General features: G+C 62.5%; 25 protein-coding genes. 14 read left to right on the top strand and 11 right to left on the bottom strand.

The features are described from left to right. Window position 1 precedes the first annotated feature (1 nt). From OCUBac02_RS26270 to OCUBac02_RS26255, 4 genes are read left to right on the top strand one after another with little or no spacing between them, the layout of a single operon-like run. Window positions 2-274, top strand: coding sequence for a Y16D family protein (locus tag OCUBac02_RS26270; RefSeq protein WP_173050773.1), 273 nt, complete (start codon window positions 2-4; stop codon window positions 272-274). Beyond that, the gene (locus OCUBac02_RS26265; protein ID WP_173050772.1) at window positions 271-642 is read left to right on the top strand and encodes a hypothetical protein; all 372 of its coding nucleotides are present in this window, start codon (window positions 271-273) and stop codon (window positions 640-642) included. Before OCUBac02_RS26270 ends, OCUBac02_RS26265 begins: the two co-directional genes overlap by 4 nt. A gap of 16 nt (window positions 643-658) precedes the next feature. Beyond that, window positions 659-928: a hypothetical protein gene (locus tag OCUBac02_RS26260; protein WP_173050770.1), complete on the top strand. Its 270-nt coding sequence runs from the start codon at window positions 659-661 to the stop codon at window positions 926-928. A 2-nt stretch (window positions 929-930) separates the two neighbouring features. After that, on the top strand, window positions 931-1,890 hold the full coding sequence (locus OCUBac02_RS26255) for a hypothetical protein (protein ID WP_173050768.1): 960 nt from the start codon (window positions 931-933) through the stop codon (window positions 1,888-1,890). A 3-nt stretch (window positions 1,891-1,893) separates the two neighbouring features. Here OCUBac02_RS26255 and OCUBac02_RS26250 read toward each other — a convergent pair whose 3' ends face one another. Next, complete coding sequence (locus OCUBac02_RS26250) at window positions 1,894-3,690, bottom strand: LPD1 domain-containing protein (RefSeq protein WP_173050765.1); 1,797 nt, start codon at window positions 3,688-3,690, stop codon at window positions 1,894-1,896. Window positions 3,691-3,878: 188 nt separating this feature from the next. On the opposite strand from OCUBac02_RS26250, the gene OCUBac02_RS26245 reads away from it, so the two are divergent. The 4 genes from OCUBac02_RS26245 to OCUBac02_RS26230 all read left to right on the top strand — a co-directional run bounded on the left by OCUBac02_RS26245 (window position 3,879) and on the right by OCUBac02_RS26230 (window position 7,867). Then, the gene (locus OCUBac02_RS26245) at window positions 3,879-4,190 is read left to right on the top strand and encodes a hypothetical protein (RefSeq protein ID WP_173050763.1); all 312 of its coding nucleotides are present in this window, start codon (window positions 3,879-3,881) and stop codon (window positions 4,188-4,190) included. 120 nt (window positions 4,191-4,310) lie between these two features. After that, window positions 4,311-4,496: a DUF1127 domain-containing protein gene (locus tag OCUBac02_RS26240; RefSeq protein WP_173050761.1), complete on the top strand. Its 186-nt coding sequence runs from the start codon at window positions 4,311-4,313 to the stop codon at window positions 4,494-4,496. An 871-nt stretch (window positions 4,497-5,367) separates the two neighbouring features. Then, window positions 5,368-6,912, top strand: a complete 1,545-nt coding sequence (locus OCUBac02_RS26235) for a hypothetical protein (protein ID WP_173050760.1) — start codon at window positions 5,368-5,370, stop codon at window positions 6,910-6,912. 85 nt (window positions 6,913-6,997) lie between these two features. Beyond that, on the top strand, window positions 6,998-7,867 hold the full coding sequence (locus OCUBac02_RS26230) for a metallophosphoesterase family protein (RefSeq protein ID WP_173050758.1): 870 nt from the start codon (window positions 6,998-7,000) through the stop codon (window positions 7,865-7,867). Here OCUBac02_RS26230 and OCUBac02_RS26225 read toward each other — a convergent pair. Continuing rightward, complete coding sequence (locus OCUBac02_RS26225) at window positions 7,803-8,129, bottom strand: WGR domain-containing protein (protein ID WP_173050756.1); 327 nt, start codon at window positions 8,127-8,129, stop codon at window positions 7,803-7,805. The two genes, OCUBac02_RS26230 and OCUBac02_RS26225, sit on opposite strands and share 65 nt — an antisense overlap. Before the next feature lie 501 nt (window positions 8,130-8,630). On the opposite strand from OCUBac02_RS26225, the gene OCUBac02_RS26220 reads away from it, so the two are divergent. Continuing rightward, complete coding sequence (locus OCUBac02_RS26220; protein ID WP_173050754.1) at window positions 8,631-9,494, top strand: hypothetical protein; 864 nt, start codon at window positions 8,631-8,633, stop codon at window positions 9,492-9,494. 20 nt (window positions 9,495-9,514) lie between these two features. On the opposite strand, the gene OCUBac02_RS26215 is transcribed toward OCUBac02_RS26220, so the two are convergent. The 3 genes from OCUBac02_RS26215 to OCUBac02_RS26205 all read right to left on the bottom strand — a co-directional run bounded on the left by OCUBac02_RS26215 (window position 9,515) and on the right by OCUBac02_RS26205 (window position 13,385). After that, window positions 9,515-11,071 carry a hypothetical protein gene (locus OCUBac02_RS26215; protein ID WP_173050752.1) on the bottom strand — a complete coding sequence of 519 codons (1,557 nt, stop codon included), beginning with the start codon at window positions 11,069-11,071 and terminating at the stop codon, window positions 9,515-9,517. A 53-nt stretch (window positions 11,072-11,124) separates the two neighbouring features. Next, window positions 11,125-12,360 carry an RNA-guided endonuclease InsQ/TnpB family protein gene (locus OCUBac02_RS26210; protein ID WP_244639335.1) on the bottom strand — a complete coding sequence of 412 codons (1,236 nt, stop codon included), beginning with the start codon at window positions 12,358-12,360 and terminating at the stop codon, window positions 11,125-11,127. A gap of 98 nt (window positions 12,361-12,458) precedes the next feature. Beyond that, window positions 12,459-13,385 (bottom strand): crotonase/enoyl-CoA hydratase family protein, encoded by a 927-nt coding sequence (locus tag OCUBac02_RS26205; RefSeq protein WP_173050748.1) that lies wholly within the window; start codon window positions 13,383-13,385, stop codon window positions 12,459-12,461. 118 nt (window positions 13,386-13,503) lie between these two features. Between OCUBac02_RS26205 and OCUBac02_RS26200 the strand changes: the two genes are divergently transcribed. From OCUBac02_RS26200 to OCUBac02_RS26185, 4 genes are all read left to right on the top strand, one after another. Further along, entirely contained in the window at window positions 13,504-14,601 is a 1,098-nt protein-coding gene (locus OCUBac02_RS26200) for a hypothetical protein (protein WP_173050746.1), read from the top strand. Further along, complete coding sequence (locus OCUBac02_RS26195; protein ID WP_173050744.1) at window positions 14,598-15,662, top strand: hypothetical protein; 1,065 nt, start codon at window positions 14,598-14,600, stop codon at window positions 15,660-15,662. The genes OCUBac02_RS26200 and OCUBac02_RS26195 overlap by 4 nt, the downstream gene beginning before the upstream one ends. A 116-nt stretch (window positions 15,663-15,778) precedes the next feature. After that, window positions 15,779-16,510: an SIMPL domain-containing protein gene (locus OCUBac02_RS26190; RefSeq protein ID WP_173050742.1), complete on the top strand. Its 732-nt coding sequence runs from the start codon at window positions 15,779-15,781 to the stop codon at window positions 16,508-16,510. Window positions 16,511-16,616: 106 nt separating this feature from the next. Beyond that, window positions 16,617-17,516 (top strand): S1 family peptidase, encoded by a 900-nt coding sequence (locus OCUBac02_RS26185; RefSeq protein ID WP_173050740.1) that lies wholly within the window; start codon window positions 16,617-16,619, stop codon window positions 17,514-17,516. Between the two features lie 4 nt (window positions 17,517-17,520). On the opposite strand, the gene OCUBac02_RS26180 is transcribed toward OCUBac02_RS26185, so the two are convergent. From OCUBac02_RS26180 to OCUBac02_RS26165, 4 genes are all read right to left on the bottom strand, one after another. Beyond that, window positions 17,521-18,162 (bottom strand): DsbA family protein, encoded by a 642-nt coding sequence (locus OCUBac02_RS26180; protein ID WP_173050739.1) that lies wholly within the window; start codon window positions 18,160-18,162, stop codon window positions 17,521-17,523. Window positions 18,163-18,278: 116 nt separating this feature from the next. After that, on the bottom strand, window positions 18,279-18,731 hold the full coding sequence (locus tag OCUBac02_RS26175; protein WP_173050737.1) for a hypothetical protein: 453 nt from the start codon (window positions 18,729-18,731) through the stop codon (window positions 18,279-18,281). Between the two features lie 7 nt (window positions 18,732-18,738). Continuing rightward, window positions 18,739-19,800 (bottom strand): hypothetical protein, encoded by a 1,062-nt coding sequence (locus OCUBac02_RS26170; RefSeq protein WP_173050735.1) that lies wholly within the window; start codon window positions 19,798-19,800, stop codon window positions 18,739-18,741. A gap of 80 nt (window positions 19,801-19,880) precedes the next feature. Continuing rightward, window positions 19,881-21,062 (bottom strand): hypothetical protein, encoded by a 1,182-nt coding sequence (locus OCUBac02_RS26165; protein ID WP_173050733.1) that lies wholly within the window; start codon window positions 21,060-21,062, stop codon window positions 19,881-19,883. Between the two features lie 544 nt (window positions 21,063-21,606). Here OCUBac02_RS26165 and cas9 point away from each other — a divergent pair. Continuing rightward, window positions 21,607-24,843 carry a type II CRISPR RNA-guided endonuclease Cas9 gene (cas9, locus tag OCUBac02_RS26160; protein WP_173050731.1) on the top strand — a complete coding sequence of 1,079 codons (3,237 nt, stop codon included), beginning with the start codon at window positions 21,607-21,609 and terminating at the stop codon, window positions 24,841-24,843. Window positions 24,844-24,967: 124 nt separating this feature from the next. On the opposite strand, the gene OCUBac02_RS27650 is transcribed toward cas9, so the two are convergent. Together OCUBac02_RS27650 and OCUBac02_RS27430 are read right to left on the bottom strand one after the other, a co-directional pair. After that, the gene (locus OCUBac02_RS27650; protein WP_465247791.1) at window positions 24,968-25,420 is read right to left on the bottom strand and encodes a hypothetical protein; all 453 of its coding nucleotides are present in this window, start codon (window positions 25,418-25,420) and stop codon (window positions 24,968-24,970) included. A 64-nt stretch (window positions 25,421-25,484) separates the two neighbouring features. After that, on the bottom strand, window positions 25,485-26,609 hold the full coding sequence (locus OCUBac02_RS27430; protein WP_244639301.1) for an RNA ligase family protein: 1,125 nt from the start codon (window positions 26,607-26,609) through the stop codon (window positions 25,485-25,487). Window positions 26,610-26,690: the final 81 nt, after the last annotated feature.

Below are 26,690 nucleotides of genomic sequence, written 5' to 3'. Positions count from 1 at the left end.
CATGGGTGACAGCCGCCGCATCACCGGTGTCGCCTTGCGGCTGGCGGACGGCAGCATGGTTTCGTTGCCGGCGCCTTTTCGTCATCACCATCTCTTCTCGATGAGCGCGCTGCTCGGGATCGATCCGGACGGGATCGGTCACACCCCGGGCTTCACGACAGATCAGGGCGTCTTCGTCGACCGCACCGCGGCGATGGATCTCGTCAAGGCGAGTGGCCAGCGCATGCGCAACGAGAGCGCGCAGCGCGAGCTGTTCTCGGAGGATCTCTGGTGAGCGCGAACTGGATCGCCGGACTGACCGAGGACGAGCGCCATATCGTCATCGGCTGCCTGCTGCACAGCCTGCACGACATCGAGAGCACCTACCTGGTCGGACGATCGGCGATCGCCGAAGTCTTGACCGCGGACCTTGATCGTTGGGTCAACGATCAGGGCGCCACGCCAAAGGGCTTCGTCGCCAAGATCCCCGAGGACGCCAGGGAGCCTCTGTGTGCCTCCATGTGGGCTACGGTGCTCAACATCCACCAGCCACAGGACAACCTGCCTGCCTCCGGGTGGAAGGCGCTGGAACAGGCGCTGGAGCTCGTCGATCAGTTCGATGCCGGCCGCAGTTCTGGTTTGCGTCCCCAACCGGTAGCCTGAGGGCGGAGGTCTCACCATGAAATCAGCCATCCTCAGCTCCGCATGCCTGACCGAAGCCGGTCGTCGACTCGACGCGCCCTACGGGATCGCGCTAGCCGAGGAGTTGGCCGCGCGCGGTCTGCCGCAGACAGTCGGGAACGCCCGCGTCGCCGCGCAGGCGATCCGCGATCGCGAGGCTTCCGATCGACGCCGCGCCTCCGAGCTGCGCGACCAGGCACGCTCTCTTGTCGACGAAGCCCGAGCCCTTGAGGACGGCGCCTCCCTCACCTTCCCTGCCAGGCGCTGACGATGGCAAAGAAAGATTCGCTCTCCTACGCGAGCCTAGCGCTCCTCGACTGGCTCCTGGAGAACGGTCCGGGCAATCGCCTGGTCACCACGTCCGGTGCTGGCGGGATGCAATTCTTCGACCTGACGCCGGTCGACGAGAACGGAAAGCGCAAGGCGCGGATGGTCCAGAACCAGGACGCGCTGGTTGAGCTGCACAGGCGTTTCACCAAGGCCTCACCTGACACCACGCCCCTGATCAGGCTGAAGTACCTGACCTATGAGAACTCCCTCAACCTGATCCCGAACCGAGTGAGTTCGTCGCGTCCGGCGTTCCAAAAGCTGATCGATCAGCTCGGCGATACGCCAGCCCACTACAGCTCGAACATCTACCTGCTGACCAAGCAGGGTTTCGATTTTTGGAATGAGACGGGCAAGGCTGAATTCGAAGCGATGCGCACCGCGCGTGCCGCAGCGGAAGAAGCTGCTGCTCGAACGATCATCATCGGGAGCGATTATCGGACCTCGATCCATGACGACCGTGAGCGTATCGGGAAGCTCCCGAAGGGCTTCGTCCTCCCCTTCCCGAGACTCGGCTTCCGCCGCGCCGTCGCGGTGGCGACGGTCATCAAGGAGACCGGATCGCGCTTCTATGTGAAGCCTGGCTACAGGACGATCTACGCGGCCGACTATGGTTCGCGTGGCGTCCAGGGCCGCGCGCCGCAGCTATACGTCGATCGCGCGGACGTCTTGCTGGATCACGCCTCGCCTGCGGCCGTCCAGGCGATCATCGATGCCGACAACGAGCGGATCGCCCAGTACCGTGAAACCGTCGGGCGTGCGTTCGATGCGATGCTGCCTGCGCTTCAGGAGCTGGCGTCCCGGATCGATCAGCAGGCCGCCATGCATGACGACATGATGAAAGAGATTCTGGAGCGCTACCGGGTTCCAGACGAGGACGCCACGCCGGCGCCCCGCCTCTGATCATCACGGCGCAGGAACCGGCCCGGGCTCCTGCTCGAATTTTGCGACGATGACCGGGATGATCGCCCGCGACAGGTCAAGCGCGAGTGAGGTGATGGCCTTTCGCTCATCGCCGACCGGATAGGGGTTGCCCTTCCAGACCGCGTCCGCATAGAGCTCCGGCTCGACCCCATGCACCAGGTAGTCGCTCCGTGCGCCCGACTTCTTCAGCGCATCGAACACGGCGCACTCGAAGGCCCGGGCAAACGTCTCGGTCGGACGCTGCCAGTAGCCGTTCGAACCGCCGAGCTTCAGGGCCTCGGCGAAATAGTGCGAAACTGCCGCGGCACCGGGCAATGAAGGGTTGTTGTGAAAGGCCTCGCGACGAGCGCGGACGGAGTTCTCGGCCGCGGCCTCGCCGCGAAGCCAGGCCTGCATCTTGGGGACGAACTTGCGGTCACGCTGCTCACCGCCAGATGCGATGAAGGTCTCCAGGCGCTTCGTCTCGCTCGCAATGCGGCCGGCGTGATAATTGATCTTGCTGTCCAGCGCAGCCAGATGCTCGTCGCGACTCAGGCGGCGCATTCGGATGGTTTCCATCATCCGATCCCACATGGCGGCAAGCTCCGGACCAAGTCCACCCAGCCGGCCGGCGCGTGGCAGAGACCACTCGTACCAGCCGGAGCCGGACGCAATCGAACCGTTCTGAGAGGGGATGTATTCCTTCTGACCGGCATAGTGATCCAGAAAATGCCCGTATTCATGGGCAACCGAGCCGGCGCCCGACAGCCGGGAAACATTGAAGACAGCCCTCAGCGGCTCGTAGTGAGCAGCCTGGCCGTTGCCTCGCGCGCCGAATGCGAGGGCGAGGTTCCCGCCCAGGCTCAACGAGGTGCGCGGGATGTCCAGAACCTCAGCCAGGTCGCAGAACGCATCCCAGGCGTGGTCGAGCACCATCTGGCGCTCGCCGTCCGGCAACCACTCGCCGAACTCGACGCCGCGGAAACCGAACTCCTCGATGAACGCTTCCGGCGTAACCGATCCGTCGCGACGAGCCGGCAGACCTTCGCGCACGATCTCTTCGAGGCGCTCGCGGTACATCGGCGGCATCTTCGGGGTGTCGGTCTTCTTCGTGCGCTTTTCCTGGTAAGCCGCCTTGAGCGCGGCAACCGTCGCTTCGTAGGTGGCGTGCCCCTTGGTGGTGATGGTGCGGCCGCGGACAGCGTAGAACTCGCCGGAGCGCTCTTTGATCAGGACACCCTTGAGCCACGGATCGGCCTTGGAGCTCGGGAACCCCTCCCGGACCATCGCCGACGCCTTGTCGAGGTCGGCGGTCTTCATCTCGTATGGACGCTTGCGTCCCGGGGTGACGCTGGCAATCTTCGAGCGGACCTCATTGCTCCGCCAGCCGGACTGGTGCCAGTCGAGCTCCGTGTAGATCTCGTTATGGAAGACGCGCATTTCCGCGGCGGTTTTCAACCGCGCCGCGACGTCGCGAAGCAAGCCGACCATCTCGACATACTGCCGATGGATCTGGCGCAGTTCCTGGTCCGGCTTGTCGCTGTCCGGAATGACAGCAGCCGCCGGCAGGCGGTCGCGCACGATCTTTTGCAGCGCAAGGGCTTCAGGTTCGTACCCTGCCGCCGCGAGCGCTGAATAGTCCGGCTTCGGCCAGACCAAATCCTTCGAGACGAACGCTACGGCCTCCTCGATGCTCAGAGCATCAAGGTCCTCCGGGGTCATGACGCGGCTGCGCCACATGTCCTTGCGGGCACCGCCGATCTTCTCGCCGGCGTCGTCGACCTTGCGGGTTTGGCTCATGTCTCTCTCGTTCTGCGCGCGAAAATAGAAAGTCAGGAAGGCCGGCTCAAGCGCCTTTCGCCGAGAGTATCCGGAGCGGTCGAAAGCCACACCAGCCGCACGATCCACGGAAAAGATTTCGACTCAATTCTTTGCTTCAATCCTTTGAGGTAGCATCGTTGCGGTGTGGAGTCGGAAGGAACACGCTCATGGAATTGCAGATTGTGCGCCAGCGTTCGGCGGTGGAGCTCGCTGCGCTTAAGGTGGGCGAGTTTCTGGGGTACCTGATCGTCTATCTGCTCGGCTGGGCGGTGATGGGGCTGTTTGCCCTCGGGATCGTCACCGCTCTCGTGCTTGTGGCTGCGCGTCCGGATCTTCTTGCTGTGATTTCGGGCTTCATGCGCACGAATGTCCAGGCCGGGATTGTCGGCTTCACGGTGCTGAGCAGCGTCAGTGCCTACGTCACCATGGTTTTCACCAACGCTCCGCACCTCGGCGCCATAAAGGGCATCGATTACTGAGCCCATCCACCGAAAGCTGATCAAGGAGTCGAATATCCGGTTCTTGCTTTCGGGGAGTGCGCGTAGGTTCCGCGCAATCCGAAGGCATGGAGCCTTCGATCATCTTCACGAAGGCCAACCATGTTTCTCGCTCTCATCGTCGAAGGCGGACGCGCCGCCGCCCGCCGCTATCGCGCCAAGCGCAAGGAAGAGCGTACGCTTCGTGCGCTTGCCTCATTGAGCCAGCATGGTCTCAACGACATCGGCGTCGCTCCCGGCGATATCCACGAAGTCGCGCGCTCAGCCGCCAGAGGCAGTCTGCACTGAGGTTTCTTCAAGCGAAGCGAGGTCAGGTTCGATACTGTACCTCGCTCTTGGCTGAGTACGAGCCACGACGATATCAGGCGTTTTCGGCGGATGTTTGAGGCGCGCGTTTAAGCAGCGGATTCAGGATCTAGAGAGGTCCGAAAGATGTCCGAGCGAACCAGGACGGGGCGGAATGGCGACGATCAGCGACAAAGTGGTCGTCGAAACATCCAGAGATTTCTCCGAATCCTAGCTCCTGCCGGGGGAACTCATTCAATCGACGAGCCTGCTGATCCGAGCGGGGAATGGTGGATTGATCTGGAGCTCTTTGGCCATAAGTTCAGTGTCAGCTGGCGATCGGGCCAGGGGTTCGGCGTTTTTACTTCCGATGATGCGTCATACGGAGCGCGCCCCGACGAAACTTATCGCAGCCCGAATTTGGCGGCCGAGCGACTGATCCAACTGCTCGATCGAACAAGGGCCTTCGGGCCCTAGCAAGAACGCTGTCCGGATGAAGGCAAATTCGTCCGACGAACGAGGTTGGTCGGGGCGCGGATTCGATTGCCCCTCTCCGGGTAACAGTGGGGTCAGGAGCGGATCATTCCTCGCAGGCGCCGTATGCGTTCTGTTCCAAGCTGTTTGGCCTGCTCTTCGGTGGATAGCGAATACAAATCTTGCCCGAGGCGGGCGCCGGCCCTATGATTATGAAATCGGCACTGGCAGCCGATGACGCCGGAACGGGCAACCGTAAGCGCAGAACCCCAGGTGGGGCCAGGGTAGACCACAGACATTCTGCTCCTCTTCGATTGGATTGAGGTTCGGGATGCACGTAGCGGGGAATCCGGCCCTCGCTACCAGTTCGTTCCCAACTGATGACCATTCGGAGATGACAATGACCCGTGAACCCCACGAGCGCCCCGTTACGCGCTTTCGTCCGACCTCGAAGGACGATTTCAGCGCCCGCGCCAAGCATCTTGCTTGGCTCATCGAGCAGCCCCTTCAGGTTACCCAGAACTTCCTCGCCCGAGCCTATGGTTATGCCGATTTGCATGACCTGCAGAAGGACCTGGAGCGCGCTAGCGCGCACCCGGAGAAGCACCCGCCAGGTCCCTATGAAGAGGATCTTTCATCGCTGTTCCTCTCCTCATCGAAGGAAGAGAGTGCGCGGGCGTATGACGGAAAGATCCCGATCAGCGTGCGGAGAGACAATCATCTCTTGCAGTCGGTGGCTGATTTGAAGGGAACCGATCTCAAGGGCCTCTCGGCCCGAGATTGGGACATCCGTGAGATCGGGCTTTTCAGGACGCCAGAAGCTCACGGCCTCGCCTTCCGGGAGATCAAGGGAAAGCATGAAGTGCTTCGCGGCGGTACGAAGGTGGATGGCTCGAAGTCGGCCGGCGACTATGCCACTGCAGCTCCGACGCGGTCTGATGATGACGAGTTTCAGCTCGAATTCACACGGGCCGGCGGGGCGGTCTGGAAGGCGCTTCAGGCTCTTGCCGATGAGTATGAGGACGGCCCTGTCGACGATCACAAAGCGCAGCTTGAGAAGCTGCTGAAGCAGCATCCCGAGAACCCATGGGTCCACTCGTCGTATGTCGGCGCGCTTGCCGAGCCCTGCCTGCAGTTCAGCTGGGCGGGCAACGGTCGGCGGGACAACTGGGGGCCCGCCGACCCGAACTACAAGGCGGCGGCTCCTCACTTTGCGAGGGACCTTCTTCCGCATGTCACGAAGGCAGTTGCTCTGTTCGAGCAGCTCTATGGGGACAAGGTCGACCGGCTCGCGCCGAAGAAGCTCATGTCTTGGAGCAAGCACGGCTGCGATTCCTTCCACTACCCCGCGATCCTCGCGACCGGCGGGTGGATTGCAGCGAACGCAGGTCAGTGGTCTCTCGCGCAGACGCTGCTGACGAAGGCTCTGAAGGCGGATCCCGGCGGCACCTATTTCTGTGAGGATCTTCTCGCCACCGTGAACCTCAATGTTGGTTCCGGTCCCGTAGCACAGCTCTTCAGCAAGGACCGTCTCTCCATGTGGGGCTCGCTCTGCAAGATGGCCAAAGAGCTGCGGGATGAGGAGTACGATGCGGCCGCCACGCACCTGTCGGACTGGCTGAAGAGCATCCCTACGTCTCTCACGGCGGTCGATGGAAAGTACCGCGCCGCGGATGGCGTCCGTGTTCGCTCGAACGTTGAGTCCCTGGGCGCGATGCAGGAATTCTTCTTCAGGACCGGCGACTTCTGGAGGCGTCATCCCGAGGCGATGGACTGGCTGAAGCGGGTGACGAGCGACAAGGGCCTGCGCAAGGCGTTCGCGGCCTATCACGCCGATCGCGAGAACCGGCGCGTGTTTGTCGGCGCTATGGAGCATCCTGGCTTCGACGAGGCATTCGAAGCTGCCGTCGAGGCCGCACTTCCATCGCCGGCGCTTAGGTCCTGACTGCCTGCTCGGGCGAAGGAGGCTTGCTAGTCATCTGCCAGATGACTAGCAAGCCCAGAGACCGGCAGGGGTGGTGACTGGGCGAATGCGGGTTCTTGGGCTTTCCGACATCCATAGCAATGTCAGAGCCGTCGAGAAGCTGCGCGGGCTGGAGCGAAGCGAGTTCGATCTGCTCGTGGTCGCAGGCGACATTGGGAACGATGCCGCGGCGACCATCTTTGAGATCCTCGCCTCGTTCAATTGTCCAGTCCTCTATGTCTTCGGAAACTGGGACGGCAGGCTCGAATATGACCGGTCGTTTGGGTCGACCTGCCATCATCTCCACATGAGGCCATACGCGCATGGCGGCTTCGTCTTTGTGGGCTTCAGCGGGCTGCCGGTGAAGTGGGGCCTCAACCCGCACGCAGTGCGGCTGCGGGCCGAGGTCGACGCGCGCCACCAGGCTGTCCTGGATGAGTTGGAAAGCCTGAAAGGAGCGTCGAGCTCGGATAGGGCCAAGCTGGAGCGCAGCGCGCGCTATAAGGCCTTCAAGCGAGACGACGCCGCTGCCGACGTCGCGATCATAAGGGCAAACCGTCGCGACCTAGCGAACCTGGTCGCGGAGAACGACCCGGCGCGCACGATCGTGGTGACGCACGAACGCCAGACGAAAACGCAGCTCGACATGGCGGGTGTCCCGCTCTTCCTCTACGGGCACCGCCATGGCTTTGAGGACAAAACCCATCGCGGTTCGCGCTTCGTCAACGTCAGTGCACTCGACAACCGCGTCACCGTCGAGCCGTCCGATCCCAAGGCCGCGGACTGGGAGCTGCGCAACATCAACGCGGGCGGGTATGTCGTCATCGATATCGACGAGTCCGATATTCGGGTCACTCCGCGGCAGTTCCAGGTCAATATGGCCGGGCTTGTCCGTTCGAAGCATTGGCGGCTTTTCGCGCCGGCGATCGAGGACTGACCCTGGCAGGCTGGATCGGCCAGCTGCTCTCGACAACCTTGTAGCCGCGACGGCGCTTGCGTTCGAGCCACTCCTCCAGCGTCGAGAATGCGCGCACCCGATCGTCGAACAGGTCAAGGCGCCGGCGGCCGTTCGTTCCGATGCGCCCCCATTCCCGGACCAGCGCGACATCCCCGAACAGGGTCTCATCGAGCGACAGGACATAGAAGCGGAAGCGGTTTTCCGCAGGACAGATGCTCTCCATTGCGACGATGCATTGCATGGCACTGGCTCCGGCTCGTTTCGGGCCGGCAACCTCGCGCGTCGCGGTACCAGGGGTCCAATTGAAGTTCGGAATCGAAGGGGAGTTGCGGATTCACGACGTGAATCGGTCGCCGGTCCTCGGCGATTAACGAAAACCCGTGAGTATCGGGCTGCTGACAGCGGTTTTCGTGGCTCAGGGGTAGTGTCCTGGGGTAGATTGACGGTGGGTCATCTGCGCAAGGGCGCTGACCGCGTGGCTGCTGGGGGGGCGAATGGGTCGAGACAACGTGCCTGGTGTGAGGCTTACGCCGGGGCGACTTCTCCTGCTCTGGCCGGGGTTGATAATCCAATGGTTCATCTACCTGTTGCCTCGAAAAGGCGTGCAGGGAGTTGCAGCTTCGACCCGTCTCGCACGCTCGCCCTTCATGACCTACGTCTTCTCGTTTGGCGCCTGGCTCTACATCGGGCTGCTGATTAAGACCTGGCTGGTGTCGTCGTGAGTGATCGTGTCGGACGCCGGATGTGGCTCAACCACGTTCTTTTTCCCATCGAACTGACGGCGATCGTGGTGACCCTCGCCATTTGGGCAGTCACGAAGTACGAGCCACCGCTCGCAGTCACTTTGCTCGCCTTGGTCGTGATCAATTTGCCGACGACGAAGATCCGAGCCGAGGAGTACGGCACGACCGGAATGGTTGCGCCGGGCGATATCAAGCTGTTCAAGAAGGCATTCAAGCGATCGGACGAAGGATCGAAGCTCAACGTCAAGCTGGTCAAGGAGAGCTACCGGATCAAATGCGATCGGGAGTTCCTGCGGATCGAGAAGTTCGGCTTTCTCTGGCTTCTGACGCCGAAGACCTACTGGATCCAGGACGGCTTCAGCGTCGTTCGCGGCAACACCGACGAGATCGAAGTAGAGACCGTCTGTCGCGATGTCGGGCGCGAGAAGCCGCGCTGGAAGGCGGAGATCGTCGGGCAAACATGGCGCCATGCCACGAAGAACGGCGACCGCGATTACCGCTTCAAGAACAACTATCAGATCCCGATTGTGCGTGACTGGATCGCGGTACTGCGCATGCCGACACGCGAGACCATGGAGTTCGTCTGTCGTAGCCAGGCCGAGGCCGACGCTATCTCCAGCCAGTTCATGATCGTCTTCAAGGGGCGCGAGTTCACCGAGCTCGATCTGAAAACGATCGGCGGTTGGCTCCGGAAGTCAGACAAAGGCACCGGCGCGAAGCCGCAGATCGCGGCGCTGGCTAGTCTCCCTGTCGAAAATTTGGTCGAGCAAGAAGCCCTTCCGGAGCCGGTCGCAGTGAAAGCAAGGACGGACAATCCGCTCCGTCCGACATGGCAGCAGTTCGCCGCGCGACAGCCCGAATAGGCTCGCGCGGCGAGAGGGTCTTAGGCCAGCATCATTCGGACTTCTGGCTCGGCTTCTTCGATCGCGTCTCCGAGATCGACTTCAGCTCCTTCAGGAAGCCCTTGCGCTGCTCCGGCGTCGTCGCCTCGAGGCTCTTCTCGAAGTCCTGGTCCTGACGATCCGTCGTGTTCACTTCCGCGGAAAACGCGCGCGATTGCGTCATGATCGATCCCATTCCGTGTCGCCAGACGAGCCATTGCTTCGTCAAACGAGACATTCAACGATCCGACCTTACGGCCGGAGAGGTGGTCCCAGGCTGCCTTCTCGGCATACCACAGGACCGCTTGCATCGTAGCTGGCTCGATGATGACACCATTGCCAGCCAAAATCTCTACCGCGCGCCCCATCACCTGCCGTATCCACCGGCGTTCGCTTGCGGTGGCTGGGGCGTCGACGCTGGCGCCGAGCGATTTTGAGATCGACTGCGCCGCGCCGGGCCATCCGAGGTTCGCCTTGAATTCGGACAGCTGCTTGTTGTCGTCATAGCCCTTGGCGACTAAGGACTTCCTAAAGCGCTCCCAAAGATTGATCAAATCCCCACAGAGATCGACAAGATCTTCATCAGCCAATTCATGGATGGTCGAAGGATCGGCATGGAGGCCGGCTTCGGCCATTTCGGCCAGAAATCCTTCAGAGATTAGGGTGTCACGAAGTCGGTCCTTCTGGTCGTCACTCACTGTTCCTTTGACCAGACGTCCAGTCAGCCTGCCCCAGGTGCGTGTCATCCACAAATCCAGGGTCAGCGGGCTCAGGTTCCCCAGCAAATTTGAGAGGAATGCGTTTCCGATCTTTGGGCCGAAAACGATCGATCCATAGACGGTCTCGTCCGCCAGCTCGCGCGCGGTGATATTGATGCCGAACTTGGCCGCGGCCGTGCGCAGCTCGCTCATCGTGTAAGGCGCCTCAAGGAAGTCGCGGAGCGATGAAAGATCGCCCTCGTGAACCTCCAGCAGCTCGTTGAAGCGGACCAGGTTGTTGGCGACCGAGGCCCCCTTGGCGCCGTAGGTCTTCGCGAAAAAGGCGCCGTTCGTGCGGAAGGCGCCGTACTGCTCCAACGCGTAAGCACAGTTCTCGTGCACGGTGTTGTTTTGCGAGGTGATTGCGAGCGCGCAGCAGAGCACCGTCTTCGCTTCCTGGGCGGAGCGGATGTTGGCGTGGCCGAGGCCCTTCGCCGCCTTGTCGTCGACGAGCTCGGGGTAGATCAGGCCGGCCAGCTCGATCGAGCGAGCGATCGCGTCCTTGTACCAGTTCACGCCGCGACTGAGGTCGCCCTGCTGCATCGCGTGGAACGTCTCATAGGCGAATTGCCGCGCCAGGCGCTCATCCGTCACAGGATCCGGCCCAGTCAGCGGCCGGCCGCCGAGATCGCGGAGTGCCTGCTCCATCAGGAAGGCCGAGACCTCGGTGTTGGTCCGGCGCTTCAGCTTCTCTTGGCCGTCACCGAGCCATTGACCGATGAAGACGTGTTTCATCGGCGCGCGGCGCAGGGACACCTTCCTCTTGCGGCGGGGAGAAGCTTTCGTCTCGGAATCGATCATGGCAGCCTGAGAAACCTCTTTCACCGAGGAGTCTCACGGCTCGATGCAAGTGACTACTCTCGGCCCTGGAGGACCGAGTTTCTCGCCTTTGCAGGCGCGACTTCCTGTTTCCGGCCACCAGCGCGGCTCGATCCACAGGCCATCCCCGGACGTCCTCCGGTTGTGCCGAGCCCGCGCGCCAGGATCGACCTGGCGGCGTTGACGTCGGCATTCTCGATGAGACCGCAATTCGTGCAGACGAACTGCGAGCGGCTGATGCGACTCTTCGCATCGACCGTGCGGCAGGAAGAGCATTCCTGCGAGGTGTAGGCCGGATCGACGGCGATGAGCCTCGATCCGTGCCAGGGCGCCTTGTAGGCGAGCATCGCACGGATCTTCCCCGGCGCAATGTCGAGCAGGGACCGGTTCAACCCGGCCTTCTGACTGACCTTCGAGCCAGGTTCCTCCGCGGAACCTCGCGCCGATGCGGTCATGTTCCTTACCTTCAGGGCTTCGACAACGACCATGCCGTGGTTCTTGGCGATGATCGTCGTGGCCTTGTGAGCTGCATCCCTCCTTCGTCTGGCGAACTTCGCCTGCAGCCGCGCGACGCGCCGCAGGGCCTTAGCCCGGTTCTTCGATCCTTTCCGCCTGCGAGCCACGCTCTGCTGCGCGGACGCCAGCCGGCGGCGCTCGTGGAGCGAGACGCGCGGCAGCGCAAAGACCGTCCCATCCGAGAGCGTGATCGGCTGCTCGACGCCCAGATCGACGCCGACGGCCGGGCCGTGATTGAGGGCAGGCTCCGCGACTTCCTGCTCGACCTGGATCGAGACGAACCAGTCGCCCGCGATCATTGAGACCGTGGCGTTCTTGACGTCGCCCTCGACCGGCCGGTGCTGGACAAGCTTCACCCACCCAGCCTTCGGCAGGAAGATGCGCTCCTCCTCCAGCTTGATCTGCTTGGGATCGGGATAGCGGAAGGACTCGTTCTCGCCTTTGCGCCGGAATGAGGGGTAGCGCGCTCGCCCCTCGAAGAAGTTCGTAAAGGCGCGGTGCAGATCACGGATCGCCTGCTGCAGCGGGTGGTGAGGAACAACCCTCAGCCACTCCACCTCGCGCTTCAGTTCGGTCAGGCCGTCGCACTGACCTGCGTAGCTCAACCGCCGCGGCGCGCTGCGGTGGTGTTCCAACGTCTTCTGGTCGAGACACAGGTTGTAGACCAGCCGGCAGCAGCCGATCGTTCGGCGGAACAGATCCGCTTGCGTATTGCTTGGATAAATCCGGAATCGGTAGGCCTGCTGGCGCAGCATAGCGTCGAAGCTATGCAGGATTTCCGGGCGACACAAGGATCGCCTGACCCGGCCCTGAAGGACCGGGATTGTCGCGATCGAAGGTTAGAACCACGCCGTCACGCACGCTGCAGATGCCGGCGTTGAGCGGCGTGGATACGCTCCATCCGACGCAGGTCTTCGGGGCTGAGTGCCATGGCTGCCTCGATCCATTGATCAGCGACTTCGTAGAGCTCGCTGATCGGCAGCGGCGCCACCCGCCGGCGGGCGGCCTGCACCAGGCTGCGTGTTGGCTTCTCGCGGCGCAGGTCGGTATTGAGGTAGCGCAGGAAGCCATCGATACCGCTCCCGGGCTCCAGAAGGACGTCGACGACGCCCAGCGCATGGAGATCTTCGGCCAGCATGACCTCGCCTCCGATCATCAGGCGCTGCACGACGGTCCATGGGACATGCCTAGTGAGCAGCGAGATCGCTCCGATCGCTGCGAAAAGACCGAACTTGACCTCTGGCAGGCCGAGGCGTGCACCGCGCTCTGCGACGACGACATTGCACGCCCGGGCAGCCTCGAAGCCGCCGCCGAGTGCCGTGCCCTCGACGAAAGAGACTGTGGTCACGGGGAGGTCGAAGCTCGACCACATGTCATAGACTAGGTCGCATGAGTGGCGTGCGTATCGACGAAGTGCGGGTGCGTCGCCCTCGCAGATAGCGCGCGCGAAGGTCGCGAGATCCCCTCCGAGGTTGAACACGCCGGGCGTCTCGCTATGGAGGACGCAGAACTCCAGGCCCTGTGCCAGCCCCTGCTCCGCCGCCAGCCGCACGGCCGTCGTCGCCAGCCTCATCTCCTGCAGCATCGCAGGCGCGAAGCTCGGAAACGGGTTGTCGAGCATGGTTGCCCAGAGAATGCCCGTCGCCTCGTCGAAGCGCATCCGGAACGCTGTGAACTCGCGACAGATCTCGTCGAGACGAACGGCGAGTGAAGCGGGGCGGCCGGTCGCGATGTGCGGAAGCGTGAAAGTGCGCGCCGGGACGTGTTCGACCAGTTCCATACTCAGCCTGCTAACCCGAGAGCGAGGGGATCATGATTTGCATCATCATTCCTTGAGACCGACTGATATCCAAGGATCGTGACGCGATTTCCCGTGGGCGCCTGCGGAGACGGGCGGTTTGTTGTTTGCAGGCCACTCCACTAGGTTCCTGCCTACCGAATTCGCGATGGAATCAGCGGTGTCGTCGAAGCTCAAAGTCACGTTCACGGTCGGCCAATCCGCCCGCCTCGACCAGCCTGGCGTCGTCATCCCGCTGGAGATCGAACTCCCCGAGAAGACAGGCGAGATCGCGCTGCGGGCAAATGCCGTGGTGCAGCTTGGCAAGTTCGAGATGCCCCAGCTCGTCGAACGCCTGCTCGTCGACGACGTCCTGTTCCGTCCTCTCCCGCTTGAGGAAGCAGCCGGACGCAGTGTCGCCGCGGCCGGCGCCAAGGCCGTGAGCGACTTCATCATCTCGACCCTGGCCTCGCGCGGCACCCACGATGTTGTCGCCGCGGCGAAGAAGACCGCGGTTCGCTACAAGGACGCCAGCTCTGAGGAGAAGGTGTCAGCTGACCGGTATGTCGCCGAGATCGAGCGCATCATCGCGGACGAGACGCTATTCAACAGGAACCGCGTCTGGGGAGCAGCCCCGCCGCCGGCGATCGTCGTCAAGCATCCGATCTACCCGGCGTATAACCAGGGCGGGCCTCGTATGGGGTGGAGCGAGCTGACACTGAACGATCTCGGAGCCGACCCGGGCGAATTCGCCTTCGGGATCACCCGCCTGGATGTCGCCGGCAAGTTCCTGGCCGACTATGCCAACATCGACAAGAACGAGAAGCGGCTCTCCGACAACTTCGTTCGCAGGCTCGAAATCGACACCATCAACGAGGACGTCATTCTGTTCGACGAGCAGTCCGTCAATGTCGCGGCAGGTGTCCGGATGCTCCTGAACAGTCTGAAGGAGCGCTTCGCCATCATCGGAGTGGACGGCCGCGCCCCGCTGATCGAAATCGCCAAGCTCCGGGAGGCCGCGCTCGCCGGTGAGCCAGACGGTGCCGCGCGGCTCCTGCGCGCCTTCAGGGATCTCGGGAGAAATCGCTTCAATCTCTATGACGAGTTCACTGACAAACGCAGGCGTTTTCTGGAGAAGTCGCTGGTGCTGGCCGAGGGGGCTTTCGAGATCTCGCAGCCTGCCCCGGCGCCGGCAGCCGGCCGTGGAGTTCGCCCATGAAGACCATGCCGATCGACATTCAGGTCCGCGTGCCGTTCAAGGTGCTGCGTGGTCGAAGCAAGAAGCCTGAGAAGATCCAGGTGAGGGTTCCGCTCGCTGGCGAAATCAAGCTGATCGAGAGCCTCGACCAGGCTCCGATCGCCCTGCGGGCTCGTACCGTCGAAGGGCCTCGCAGTGACGAGTATGAGCGTCGAGTCATCGAGGTTGACGGTAAAGAAGTGCTCGTCCGCCCGATCATGCGAAGCAGCTGGGAAAAAATCAGGGCTCGTATCGCCGACGCGCGTGCGATGCTCGCGGACGGCTTCCACCATTCTCTCAAGGTTCAGACCCCTCTCCATATCGGATGGGGAAACGATGTGTTCGACGTGCTTCCGCTCGATACGCGAGCCGTCATCGAGGACCATACCGACTCCGCGATGAAGCTGGCGCGGGATACGCTGGATCGCGTTTTCGCCATCGAGGATACGCTATTTCTCAGATCAGCTCCGCCCGCTTTCGATCTATACCCGCCGACCAAAACCGGTGGCGATCGAGGGCGTTTCAACGTGAGCGATCAAGTCGACCTGGCGCCTGGCTACCAGAGCAACGGCTTCGCCTTCATGCTCGACCGGGTGGATGACGCTGTAGCTTTCGCCAAGCGCCATGGCCTCAACGATATCCCTCCAGAGTTCAGCAGCTTCCGGATCGACCGGCCAGATCTCCTGACGAGCGGCGAGACCCTGGCGAACGCCTACATGGGCGTTCGAACCATCGAGTTCGAGCTGCAGGAGGCACTTGCAGATCTCTCGGCAGCCGGTCTCGAACAGCTCGGGCGCCTGCTCACGCAGCGCGAGAGGATGGTCGAGGAGCATGGCGGTGACGCAGTGTGGGCGATTATCGACGAGCTCGATGACGCGGTCGCCAACCGGTTCTACACCCCGGCGCTGCCCCCTCGCATCTTCGACCGGATCGCCAAGGTCACAGACATGACCAAGGACGCGCTCACGATGTCTCGTGATCTGCCGCCTCGTCCCGTCATCGAATTCGGCGACGATCCGGAGCTGGCGAACCTCGGCATGTAGTTTAACTGCGTTCTAGTTGCAGGATGGTGGATAGTGCTTTGGGGAATAGGTGACACAGCGCTTGCCCGTGAGATAGCCTCGGTCCTATCGGCAGTCCATTCCGCTAGGGTCCTTGAATGCGCAGGCAATCGATCATCGCACTCGCGATAGTCACCGGACTTTCTATACCCGCGGTGGGGCAGGACGATCAACCCGCGCCTCGTCCGCCGAACATCACAGTAAGCGCCGAGGCAACTCGCGACGTCGTCCCACGCATCGCAATGATCCAGCTCAGCATTGTTGCTGAAAAGCCGACATCTAGGGCTGCTACGGACGAAATGGCGCGGCTCTCGGCGCCTGTGATTGCCGAGATCAGGTCCCAGGGAATCGACGCTCTCGACCTGAAGACGGATTTCGATCTTTCGTTGGTTTGGGATGACACGCGTGGCGTTTTTCTGCAGTCCAAGGAGACGCTGCGCGGATTTCGCGCTCGCAATACCTTGACCATAAGGCTCCACGACATTGCTCGGGCCGGCGCGCTCGCTCAGATCCTGATCGACAAGGGTGCGAACCACTTCGAGGGCATTTCATACATGGTGGGCGATGACAAGCGCCAGTCGGATGAATTGATATCCGAAGCCACGAAGGAGGCGACGCGGAGAGCGGGGATTTATGCCGAAGCAGCTGGTGTTCGGCTCGGGCGCGTGCTTCAGATCGATACAGCTCCCGTTGCTCCCGGGGCCACCGAGCCTCCCGTGCTGCGAAAGAGCACGCTAAGGGAATCTATTCCGACGGTGGTGCCGTTCAATCCCGGATCTCTGCAGATCAGGTCGCGGGTCAATATGACCTGGGAAATCCTGGACCGATAGGAAGCAGGTCATGCCCTCGATCAGAAGATCGAAGACATGACCTATTGCCTCATCAATCGCATCCTCTGATCATCTCTGCATGAAAGGATTCCTCACCTCATTCCTTTTGCTCGCCGGCGTTTCTTTCGCGCAGGCACAGCTCGCGCCGATTGAGGCGTACCGACAGGCGCTGCTGCCCTGCCTGCGTCAGGCGAAGTCCTGCGATCTCGCCAAGCTAACGGCCTCGGACCGGGACTATCTGCGCTACGAGCTCGGGCGCTCGAAGCTGTCGGCGGCAGACGTCGCGGCCGTTGCCGAGGCGCGCATGACGCAGTTCAGGTACGGCCCGATCCCGTCGGAAGACAAGGAGCTGCCGAGTCGGCTGCGTAAGGCGACAGTCATGATCCTGGCGCGCCACGCCACGACGGTGTCCGAGGGATCTGGGTTTTTCGTCGCGCCTAATTTGATCGTGACCAACCGCCACGTCATCGATGGCTCTCCGCAGACGATCATGGTGCTGTCGAGCGAGTCGAGGCTGCCGCTGGTCGGCCAGGTCGCCGCAATGACGCCGGATCATGTCGTCGGCAATCCCGACCTCGCTGCGATCTGGGTGAGCCCTGTCGAAGGTGTCGAGATCCTGAAGTTCGCGAGCCCGGACAGCGGCTCGGTGATTGCGGCCGGCTTCCCGGGCAAGGCAATCGGTCCGGAGGGCTTCTGGAGGCGCGCCCAGGTCGGTGACTTCACCATTCCGACCCTCACCCTGTCTCAGGGGCTGACCGGCGCCATAGAGATGTCCCAGACCGGCGTGGAGCTGATCCGTCACGCAGCGGTCCTGGCGAAGGGGAATTCCGGCGGGCCGCTGATCGATAGCTGCGGCCGCGTCGTTGGGGTCAACACCTTCATCCGAGGCTCGCAGTCCTATGCGCTGTCGACACCAGTGGCCATGAAGTTCCTGCGCGACGCGAAGCTGCCCTTCGCGCAGGATGAGAGCGGGTGCAAGCCGGCCGCCGTCGCCAGCGGCCGATAAGGGCTCAACCCTGCGCGGCGATCGCGGCCTCGAAGTTCGCGATCGGCCGGGCGCCGACGAGACGCTCGGTGCCGACGAAGAATGTCGGAGTCGAGTTGACGCCAAATTGGGACTGGGCGCGCACACGGACCTGACTGATGCTCGTCAGCAGGGCTTCGTTCTTCAGGACCGCGTCGAATTCCTCTCGCTTCATGCCGAGTTGGGCGGTGAGAGCCGGCATCGTGTCGAGCGGACGACCGTTGAACGCCCACTCTGATTGCTTGCGGAAAAACGCGTCGACGTAAGCTTCACGCCGGTCTGCCCCGGCGGCGCGAGCCAACATAAAAGCGGCCAGCGAGAGCGGGTCGAGCGGGAATTCCCGCAACACGAAGCGAATCTTGCCGGTATCGACATAGCGCTTGCGGAGCTCCGGCCAGACGTCCTCGTGGAAGCGCGCGCAGTGCGTGCAGGTGAGCGAGGCGTATTCGACGATTGTGACCTTCGCCGTCGGGTCGCCGATCCAGAGGTCCGGCACGTCGGTGGCTTCCAGAAGCTTGTCGAGCGTGACCGCCGGCGGGTCTTCGGCCTGGGCAAGGGTCGTGGATGCGGTGAGTGCGGCGGCGATGCCGGCGATCGCGCCGCGGCGGGTGAGAACTGCAAAGGTCATAGGCGGTCCTTCAAGAATAGCTCATCGAATCCATCTGGATCCGCGTTGAAGGATGGATCGCGCATGGCCCATGCCGCTGTCCATTCCAGGAATGCAGATTTCGGAGGATGGCGAGATCACGCTGGCGTGAGAGCAGGCATCGCCAGGTGGACAAGATGCTCCTGGGCAACCTCGCTTGCCTGCTGGCAGAGGATATCGAAGTGGAGGCGGTGGGTCGGATCCATCGCCTCGGGAAAGCACTCCACCAGGTGGGAAAAGAGCGCCGCGGAATCCGCGTGTTCGATGACTCGGGCGTTGCGCCAGATCGTTCCGGTGTTGGCGAGAAAGGTCGTCTGAACGCCGCTTTCATCGAAGAAGCCGCCAGCGTCGAAGCCCTCGCCGTCGGGGCTGCGGACCCAAGCATGCACGACGTGCTCCCGCCACCCGGTGGGAGAGTGATCCGAGCGGGTCGAAACCGTCAGCGTGACGACAGGCAATGACAGCAGGTCGCTGAGTGCGGAGGCCATCGGATAGCAGCGGCCGTGGCGCCACTCTTCAGGAACACCGGTCGCGAGGAGCTTGTCGAGCATGCCGACCTCAGAAGTTAAAATTGGCGAGCTCGGGATCGTCCCGGGAAATCAGCGAAAGGTCGTTCGGGCTGTTGGCTGCGGCGAATTCGGCAAGCGTGAAGATCCCGGAGATGGCCCGGAATCGCTCCGGCTTGGCCTTGATGACGTCAGCGACGCTGTCGAGCAGGTCCTTGGCCTGATGGAGGAGGCTATCAGGCTCACAGTCCTCCTGAAGTACGAGGGTGCGCAGCCGGGCAGCTTCCTTGATCGCTGCGGACAGCTTCGTCTCGCGTACCTCGCCCGGAAACCTTGGAACGCTCGTCGGGGTCGAGTTTAGCCGGACGTTGAGCTCTGCCAGCGCGGCTCTGATGGCGTACCGGGCCTGATGGATGGAGGCAGGCACGTCATAGCGCTCGATTTCGATCGTGGCATTCTCGGTGATCGACGCTGATGGGACGAGGTGCCGGGCGAACAACGCGAGCTCGCTCGCCTGCTCTCGATGAGCAACGTCGAAGAGAAAGGTAACCCGCTCCGTTGAGTCGCCCTTCCCCAGCCCGAGAGTGATCTCTCCTTGGGGCTGCAGCCCCCCGGAGGCGAGGAATGCCCCTCCTCGCAGCTCGACGCTGACTGCGGGCGCGGGCGTGCGCTCGTGAAGCACGCCATCGACGAAGAGCAACTCGCTTGCCTTCTTCAGCAGAAACGCTTCCACGCCTTCGCGCGTGTTGCTGTGGATCGTGCGGGCCTTCGCAGGAAGGGCCTCAAGCACGTCGGCCTCAGCGTGATGCCGGCTGGGGAAGTGCCGCTCGATGACCTTGCCCAGATACCGGAGCGCCGCGGCTTGGCCGGAAAAGCCCTCGTCGACAGACTCGAACAAGTGGAGGCCATGATCTCGGCGAGACAGGTCGACCCGCCTCTGATGCCGGAGCGTCGCCGTTTCGCCGGAAAGGCTCCAGTCGACGGCCTCGAACAGGTGCAGGCCGTGTAGTCGGCGAGAGAAGTCGATCCGTTCGCCAAATTGCGGGAGGTAGGCGCCGCGGATGACCTCGGGAGCGTCCGTCAGCGAGGCCTCCTCGATCTCGACGTCGAACATCTCCCTGATGGGATAGGTTCGCGGATGGCGGCCATTTTTGATGTCGCAGACGACTTCATAGATTGCGGGGACAGATAGCTTCACATCGGCACCAGGTTAGCGAGATCGGGTTCCTCGGCCTCGACGAGCGCGGCCTCAATGCAGGCGTGATCGACGGCGGCGGTCGTCAGATCCGCCCGCAGGTGGGCGAAATTCGAGAACAGCCGGTGGTGGGCGCTGTAGCCGTTCCAGTGCTGCTCAGCTGCTTTCTCCACCAGGCGTGCGGCACGGCCGGCTGCGTAGCTGTTGCCCGCGATGATGTCGTTGCGGGTCTCGGCGAGCTCGGCCCCCAGCCTCAGGGCCTCAGGCGACAAGTTCGGGGAACCAACATGCGGGCCGCCGAGCCGGCCAAGCAGCATGTCCATGGTGCGATTGATGGCAGCAAGGGCCGCGACCCGTGCCTCGGGAAAGCTTGGCGTGACGTCGTAGCGATCGATCTGGGGTGACAGCGGGTTGAGGATCTCGACCTCAGAGCCCGGGATTGCGGACTTGGCCTTGCGCGCGATCGCCGCGGAGAATTCGAGCGCCTGGTCGTACCTTGAGACGTCGAAGGTGAATTCGAGGTTCGACTCGACCTGGAGCCGCGAGCGGTTGAAGGCATGGAGCTTGATCTCGGCCTGGCGCTGGCCGAGCGGGCAATGCAGGGCCTCCGACAGGGTAAGCCCGATCCCAGGCGGCAGCGTCTGGAAGTGGACGCGGTCGTCGACCAGGACGAGGCGCGCGAATGCATCCCGGATGCGCTGCACCATCTCATCCCGGCCGTCGTGAACGACCCGGTCGATGCCGGCGGGGCGCTCATCATGGATCTTCGGCTTGTAGGGGACCTCCCCGCCGATCACGCCTGCGAGGAGTTTGGCCGTGTTCTCCGGGCTGTTGAGGCGCCGCCGCAGCGCCTCGACGGTGTATCCTTCGGTCCAGCGCCAGCCCTCGCGCCGGTCCTGCTCGGAGAACTCGTAGGCCGCGATCGTCGGCGTCGAATGGGTATGGAGGACCTCGAACAGGCGCCCATCGAAAAGACGACGCTCGAAAGGCTCGTGCTGCCTCGTCTCCGGGCCCAGGCGCTGGTTTGCCTTGAAGCACCCGGCGATGACCACAGGCGCATCGACGTCGCCGACCGACCCCATCTCCACGCTCACGCGATCTGCGATGAGCACGGTCTGCGGAATGCGACCTCGAGGCTTGAGGTACGCAAGCTCATAGGCGAATGGGACGTCGAAGCGCATGGCGGATTCCTTCCGGTCGTGAAGGTCGCCTAGTGGAATGAATGCGACAAGGGGAAGAGGGAGAACTGGCGGGAGGCCTTACACTCCTCCCGCCAGATTGGAGCGCGGGCTTACACCTCCGCGATCCAGCGCACTGACCCGAGAAAGGGCCCCGAGTGAAAGCCCTGAATTATCGTGCGCAGATGACCTGGATGGCGCCGTCCAGATCATGGATCGACATTCGAATCCTACCGGCGGGAAGTCAACTTGGTCGAGCTGCAATGCGGTGGATGGCGGATCAAAGACTAACGTGAGCGCAGGCTGCAAACCGAGGTGGACGCGTTTTCGGAACGCTCTGAAGGCGCTCACCGGGTCGGGTGATGATCTGGAGGCGACGAGAGAGGCCTTGGGGTTGCCGCTTGGGGCACTTCTCGCGAGATGCGAAGGCGGATGGCGCCGAGGCTCTAGGACGAGAAAGGGCGGACCGGAGCCCGCCCTCATTTTGTGGGATGAACCCTTACTAACGGAGGGACCACACCTCGTTCCTTGCTAGAACCCGTGGATAATGAAGCGACGTGTTGCCATCAGTCAAGGACTGCTGCAGCATTTCTACATGGGCATCAGATTTTCTTTCGACCTCGGCACAAACTCGATTGGCTGGGCGGTATGGCGCACCGGGGTAGACCCCAGGGGCATCTTTGGGGTCGACGCTCCCCTGGAGATCCTCAGAGCGGGTGTTCGCATCTTCAAGGACGGGCGTAATCCGAAGTCGAAGGCGTCACTCGCGTCAGAGCGTCGCGCGGCCCGGCTCGCGCGGCGGACACGAGATCGCTTCAAGCTCCGGCGCGAAGACCTGCTCAAGGCTCTCGCCAAGCATGGCCTCTTTCCCGAGGCAGGCGAGGAGCGTCTCGCTCTGGCGAAGCTCGATCCCTACGAGCTCCGTGCGCGCGCGGTGAATGAGGCACTCGCCACCTTCGAGATCGGGCGGGCCCTTTTCCATCTCCACCAGCGTCGAGGCTTCAAAAGCCAGCGGAAGGGAGTCGCCCAAGACGAGGAACTCGGGAAAATCGCTGCGGGCACCGAGCGTCTGAAGATTGCGCTCGCAGCCCTTGGGTGCAGCACGCTCGGAGAGTTCCTGTGGCAGCGCCGCGGGGAGCGGAAAAGCACCCGCATTCGCCTGGACGGCGCCGGTAACCAGGCGCTCTACGAATTCTATCCGACGCGCGAGATCGTTCAGGACGAGTTCCAGGCGATATGGTCTACGCAGGCGGCATACCATCCGGCGGCGTTGACCGAAGTGGCAAAGGCGGAGATCGAAGCGATCCTGTTCAGGCAGCGTCCAATCAAGCCGCCGCCTGTCGGGAAGTGCTCGTTCACTGATGAGCTTCGTGCCCCGAAGGCCCTGCCATCTGTCGCCGCCCGCGAGATCTACGAGCGCCTGAACCATCTCCGCATCGGCTACGACGACGGCATACGGCGTCCGCTGAGCGTTGCTGAACGCGATTTGCTCGCTACCGAGCTGCTCCGGTCGGCGAAGCTGACCTTCCCCCGGGCTCGCAAGCTCCTCGGGTTGAAGGCAGGCGTCGCGTTCTCGCTGGAAGAGGCAGGCGAGAAGCACATCCCCGGCTTCAAATTCGCCGAATGTGTCCATATGGAAACCGCTTTCGGCGGGAGATGGGACTCACTTTCCTGGGGAGAGAAAGACGCCATCGTCTCGATCGTCCTCGCCGAGGAAGAGGATCTCGATGCTGCTGAGCGGCTGGTGGCGGAATGCTCGGTGCCGGCGCCTGAAGCCCGCGCGATCGCGGCGATGATCCGCGTCCTTCCAGACGGCTATTCCAAGCTCGGCTTGACGGCCAACGCCGCAATCCTTGAGGCTCTGGCAACGGAGGTCACAGCAGACGGCTCTGTTGTGACCTTCGCGGAGGCCGTCCTGCGCGCCGGCCGCGCCATTGGCTATGACTGGCATCATTCGGACCAGGTCCGCCGAAGTGGCCGGCCCGCGCCGGAAGTTTCTCGTCAGCTGCCGAATTACGCAGTGATCCTTCCCGATCAGGTAATGCCCGCGCTTCCAGGTGAGGAATTCGGCCGCTTCACGAACCCGACTGTTCATATCGGGCTCAATCAGCTCCGGAAGGTCGTTAATGAGCTGCTGATCGAGTTCGGCCATCCCTCGCAGATTGTTGTCGAGCTCGCGCGCGACCTCAAGCAGACGGAGAAGCAGAAGAAAGCGACCGCCGCATCAAACCGCGCGAACGCCAAGCTGAACGACAAGCGCCGCGATCTGCTCCAGTCGCTTGGGGTGCGGGTGAACGGAGACTCAATGCTGAGACTTCGTCTTCTGGACGAGCAAACTGGCGCAGATGGTAAGGCGCGATGCCCGTTCTCCGGCCAGGAGATCACCCAGGCCGCCTTGTTCACTGGCGAAATTGAGGTCGAGCACCTTCTGCCGATGTCTCGCACGCTCGATGATACAGCGGCGAACAAGGTCGTCTGCGTCCGGGAAAAGAACCGGGAGAAGCGTGGGAGGTCTCCCTTTGAGGCATTTGGCGACCGTGCTGAATGGCCGGAGATCTGGTCGCGAGCCAAGGCCCTCCCCGCGAATAAATCCTGGCGCTTCAAGCCGGACGCCATGGAGCGGTATGAGAAATCCGATGGCTTCCTGGGTAGGCACCTTGGCGAGACCCGTCACCTTTCCCGTATCGCGCAGCAGTACCTCCAGGCCATCTGCGTTCGGTTCGACGGGGCCACGGGCGAGCGCGTCTACGGCGATGTTTTCGTCACGCCCGGCGAGATGACGGCGCTCCTGAGGGCTCGCTGGCGGCTCAACGAGTTATTAGGCGACACCGGGAGCAAGAACAGAGACGACCATCGCCACCACGCGATCGACGCCATCGTCATCGGAACCATGACTCGAGGCTGGCTGTCCCACCTCGCTTGCGAGGCCGGGCGCTACGAAGGAGGCGAGCGCGCAGACCTCGTCAAAGCGGTGGCAGAGCCATTCCCTGGTTTCAGGGATGTGGTGAAAGCTGCCGTCGATCGAGTAGTGGTCTCATACAAGCCAGAGCACGGCATCGAGGGGGCTCTGTTCAAGGAAACCGCCTACGGCCTCGTTTCCGAGAAGCATTCTGATCACCGGGCTGGCAATGTCGTCTATCGCAAGCCCCTTGCTTCGATCTCTGCAAAGGAGGTTGCAAAGATTCGGGGACAAGAGCTGAGGGCTGGCGCGCTGGGCGCCATCGACGGCGTCGACCCAGAGAACAAGAAGCTGATCGCCGCTCACCTGAACCGCTTCGGCGAGGAGCAAGGTGTCAGGCGTGCGCGGCTGCTGGGGGTCGAAAATGCTGTGGTGCCAAAGGCAGACGCGCAAGGCCATGAGTTCACCGCGCTGAAGCGTGACGGGATTCATCACATGGACATCGTCATGCTGCGCGATGGATCCTGGAAAATGTACCCTGCGCCGATCACGGACGTGAACCGCAGGGGCTTCCGGCCCAGCTGGGAGGTCCAGAAAGTCGGGGGTAAGCTCGCGATGCGTCTGCACAAGGGCGACATGATCGAGCTTGATGGCGATGAGGGCCGCGTGATTAAGGTCGTGATCAAGTTCAGCGAAAGCGGACAGATTGTGGTCGCCGACCACAACGCCGGCGGAAACCTCAAAACGCGTGATGCGGACAAAAGGGACCCGTTTCGCTACCAATCGGCAAGCGCGGAGAAGCTGAGAGGTCTCAACGCGATCGCGCTCAACGTCAGTCCATCAGGCGTGATGCGGCCAAGGCGAATCGACGCGGGGGAAATTTGAGGTCGCGTCGATCATTTGCGGCGGAGGTGGATTCTTAGTTGGTCCGGGAACGGAAAACCCTGACGAATCAGATGGTTGCGGCAGGGTCTATTCTAGCAAGGAACGAGGTACGGCCCAACCGCAGCTATGAGGCGGCAAACAACGAGGGCCTGCTAATTCTAGCAAGGAACGAGGTACGGTCCAACCGCAGCATATCGAGATCACTGAATAGCTCGGCGGGAATTCTAGCAAGGAACGAGGTGCGGTCCAACCGCAGCAGGTGGACTTCGGGCTCGCCGGCGACGGCAATTCTAGCAAGGAACGAGGTGCGGTCCAACCGCAGCAGGTGATGACGATTACGGGCCACAGCACGGATTCTAGCAAGGAACGGGGTGCGGTCCAACCGCAGCTCGCTGCGGAGCTGGTCAATCATCGCCCGAATTCTAGCAAGGAACGAGGTGCGGTCCAACCGCAGCTGCATCATCGCAGGCGAGACGGTTATCTGTATTCTAGCAAAGAACGAGGTGCGGTCCAACCGAAGCTCGAAAGCCAGAAGGTCACCGAGGTGAATCCGCACGTACCAATAGAATGCGAGCATCCGCCGTTCAATTCGGCCATGTTTATCGTTCGAGCCCTGCCATCACCGGTGGGGCTCGCTGCTTTTATGGCACCGGCCGAAGCACTGGGGCCTCGTCGCGATCTTCTGCCAGCTCGTTCGGCGTGATCTCTGCGTGCATCCAATGTTCGCTGGTGATTACGTGATTGGGACGCACCCACTTGGCGACGTGCTTGCGGAAATCCCGATATGCGAACCCCGCGGCCGTCCGGATCACATAGCCTTCGCGCTGCTGCAGCGGCCGACCTGTGGCTTCAGCCTGGGCGATGTCGCGCGCGAGATAGGCCTGCCAAGCTTCCTCGATCGCCTCGGGGGCGTAGATCCCGTCGTAAATTACAGGCACTGGCGTAACCGAGAGCCCGGCGCTGCTGCCTATGAGAGCGAACCATTCGAGGGTCTCGTCCCAGCTCAGGCAGAAGTTGCGCTCGTTCCAGAGCCCGAAGCCCTCAAAATACGACGGCAGATCCGCGTAGGCTATCGAGTGCCTCGCGTAGGTCCCCTCACCCACGACTCTCCACAGCTCCGGGATATCCCAGCGAATGGCGCTCCAATACGCGCGTAGCCAGTCCCGCGACGGGTGGTGCCGGCCGTCCAGGGAGCGTGCATGCGTGTGATCGCGGTAGAGCGAGCTGCACTCGCCATCGCGTTTTTCCGTCATGATGACACGCTCGCCCTCGAAGGTGCAGAGGTCCTTGAGCATGCGATCGCCGCGGCCTAGCCCGGGCGACGTTGGCATGTGCCAGGTCTTCGGGTGCTTGACGTGCGTCCGGAACAGGCTGAGCACGCCGCCGGCCGCCAATGCCTTCTGCACAGGCTCCTCGTCGAAGAGCTCGCCGCGCAGTCGGGATCCATTCGCGAGCACGGGGTTACCCCACTTGTCGACGAGTTCATCGTCCTCGAATTGGGGCGGCTGGACCAGGCGCTTGATGCCGAGCCACGCGCGCAGCTCGCTCGGCGAAATGGTGGTGTGCTCGGCGGCGAGATGATGGGCGTCGCAAAGAGGCGCGCCGTTTTCGATGTAATAGCCGCCGTCGGTGAAGAGCCGTCGCTCGATGATGTGGTGCGCCGCCGTCGCAGCTGCCTCGCACCCAGGCGCGCAGCAGCATCCACCGGTCCTTGCAAGGACGGCAGCGCTGAACTCATTGCGGGTTAGCAGGACAGGCGGCTTCATGCCGACAAACTATGAGGTCCGAGCCCGAGGAACAAGGAAAGCACCTGAAATTCTGGTGGGCGGATGCGGGAATAGCGATGA

It is taken from the genome of Bosea sp. ANAM02 (assembly GCF_011764485.1).
Classification (GTDB): Bacteria; Pseudomonadota; Alphaproteobacteria; order Rhizobiales; family Beijerinckiaceae; genus Allobosea.
This window is presented reverse-complemented; position numbering and strand designations above follow the sequence as displayed.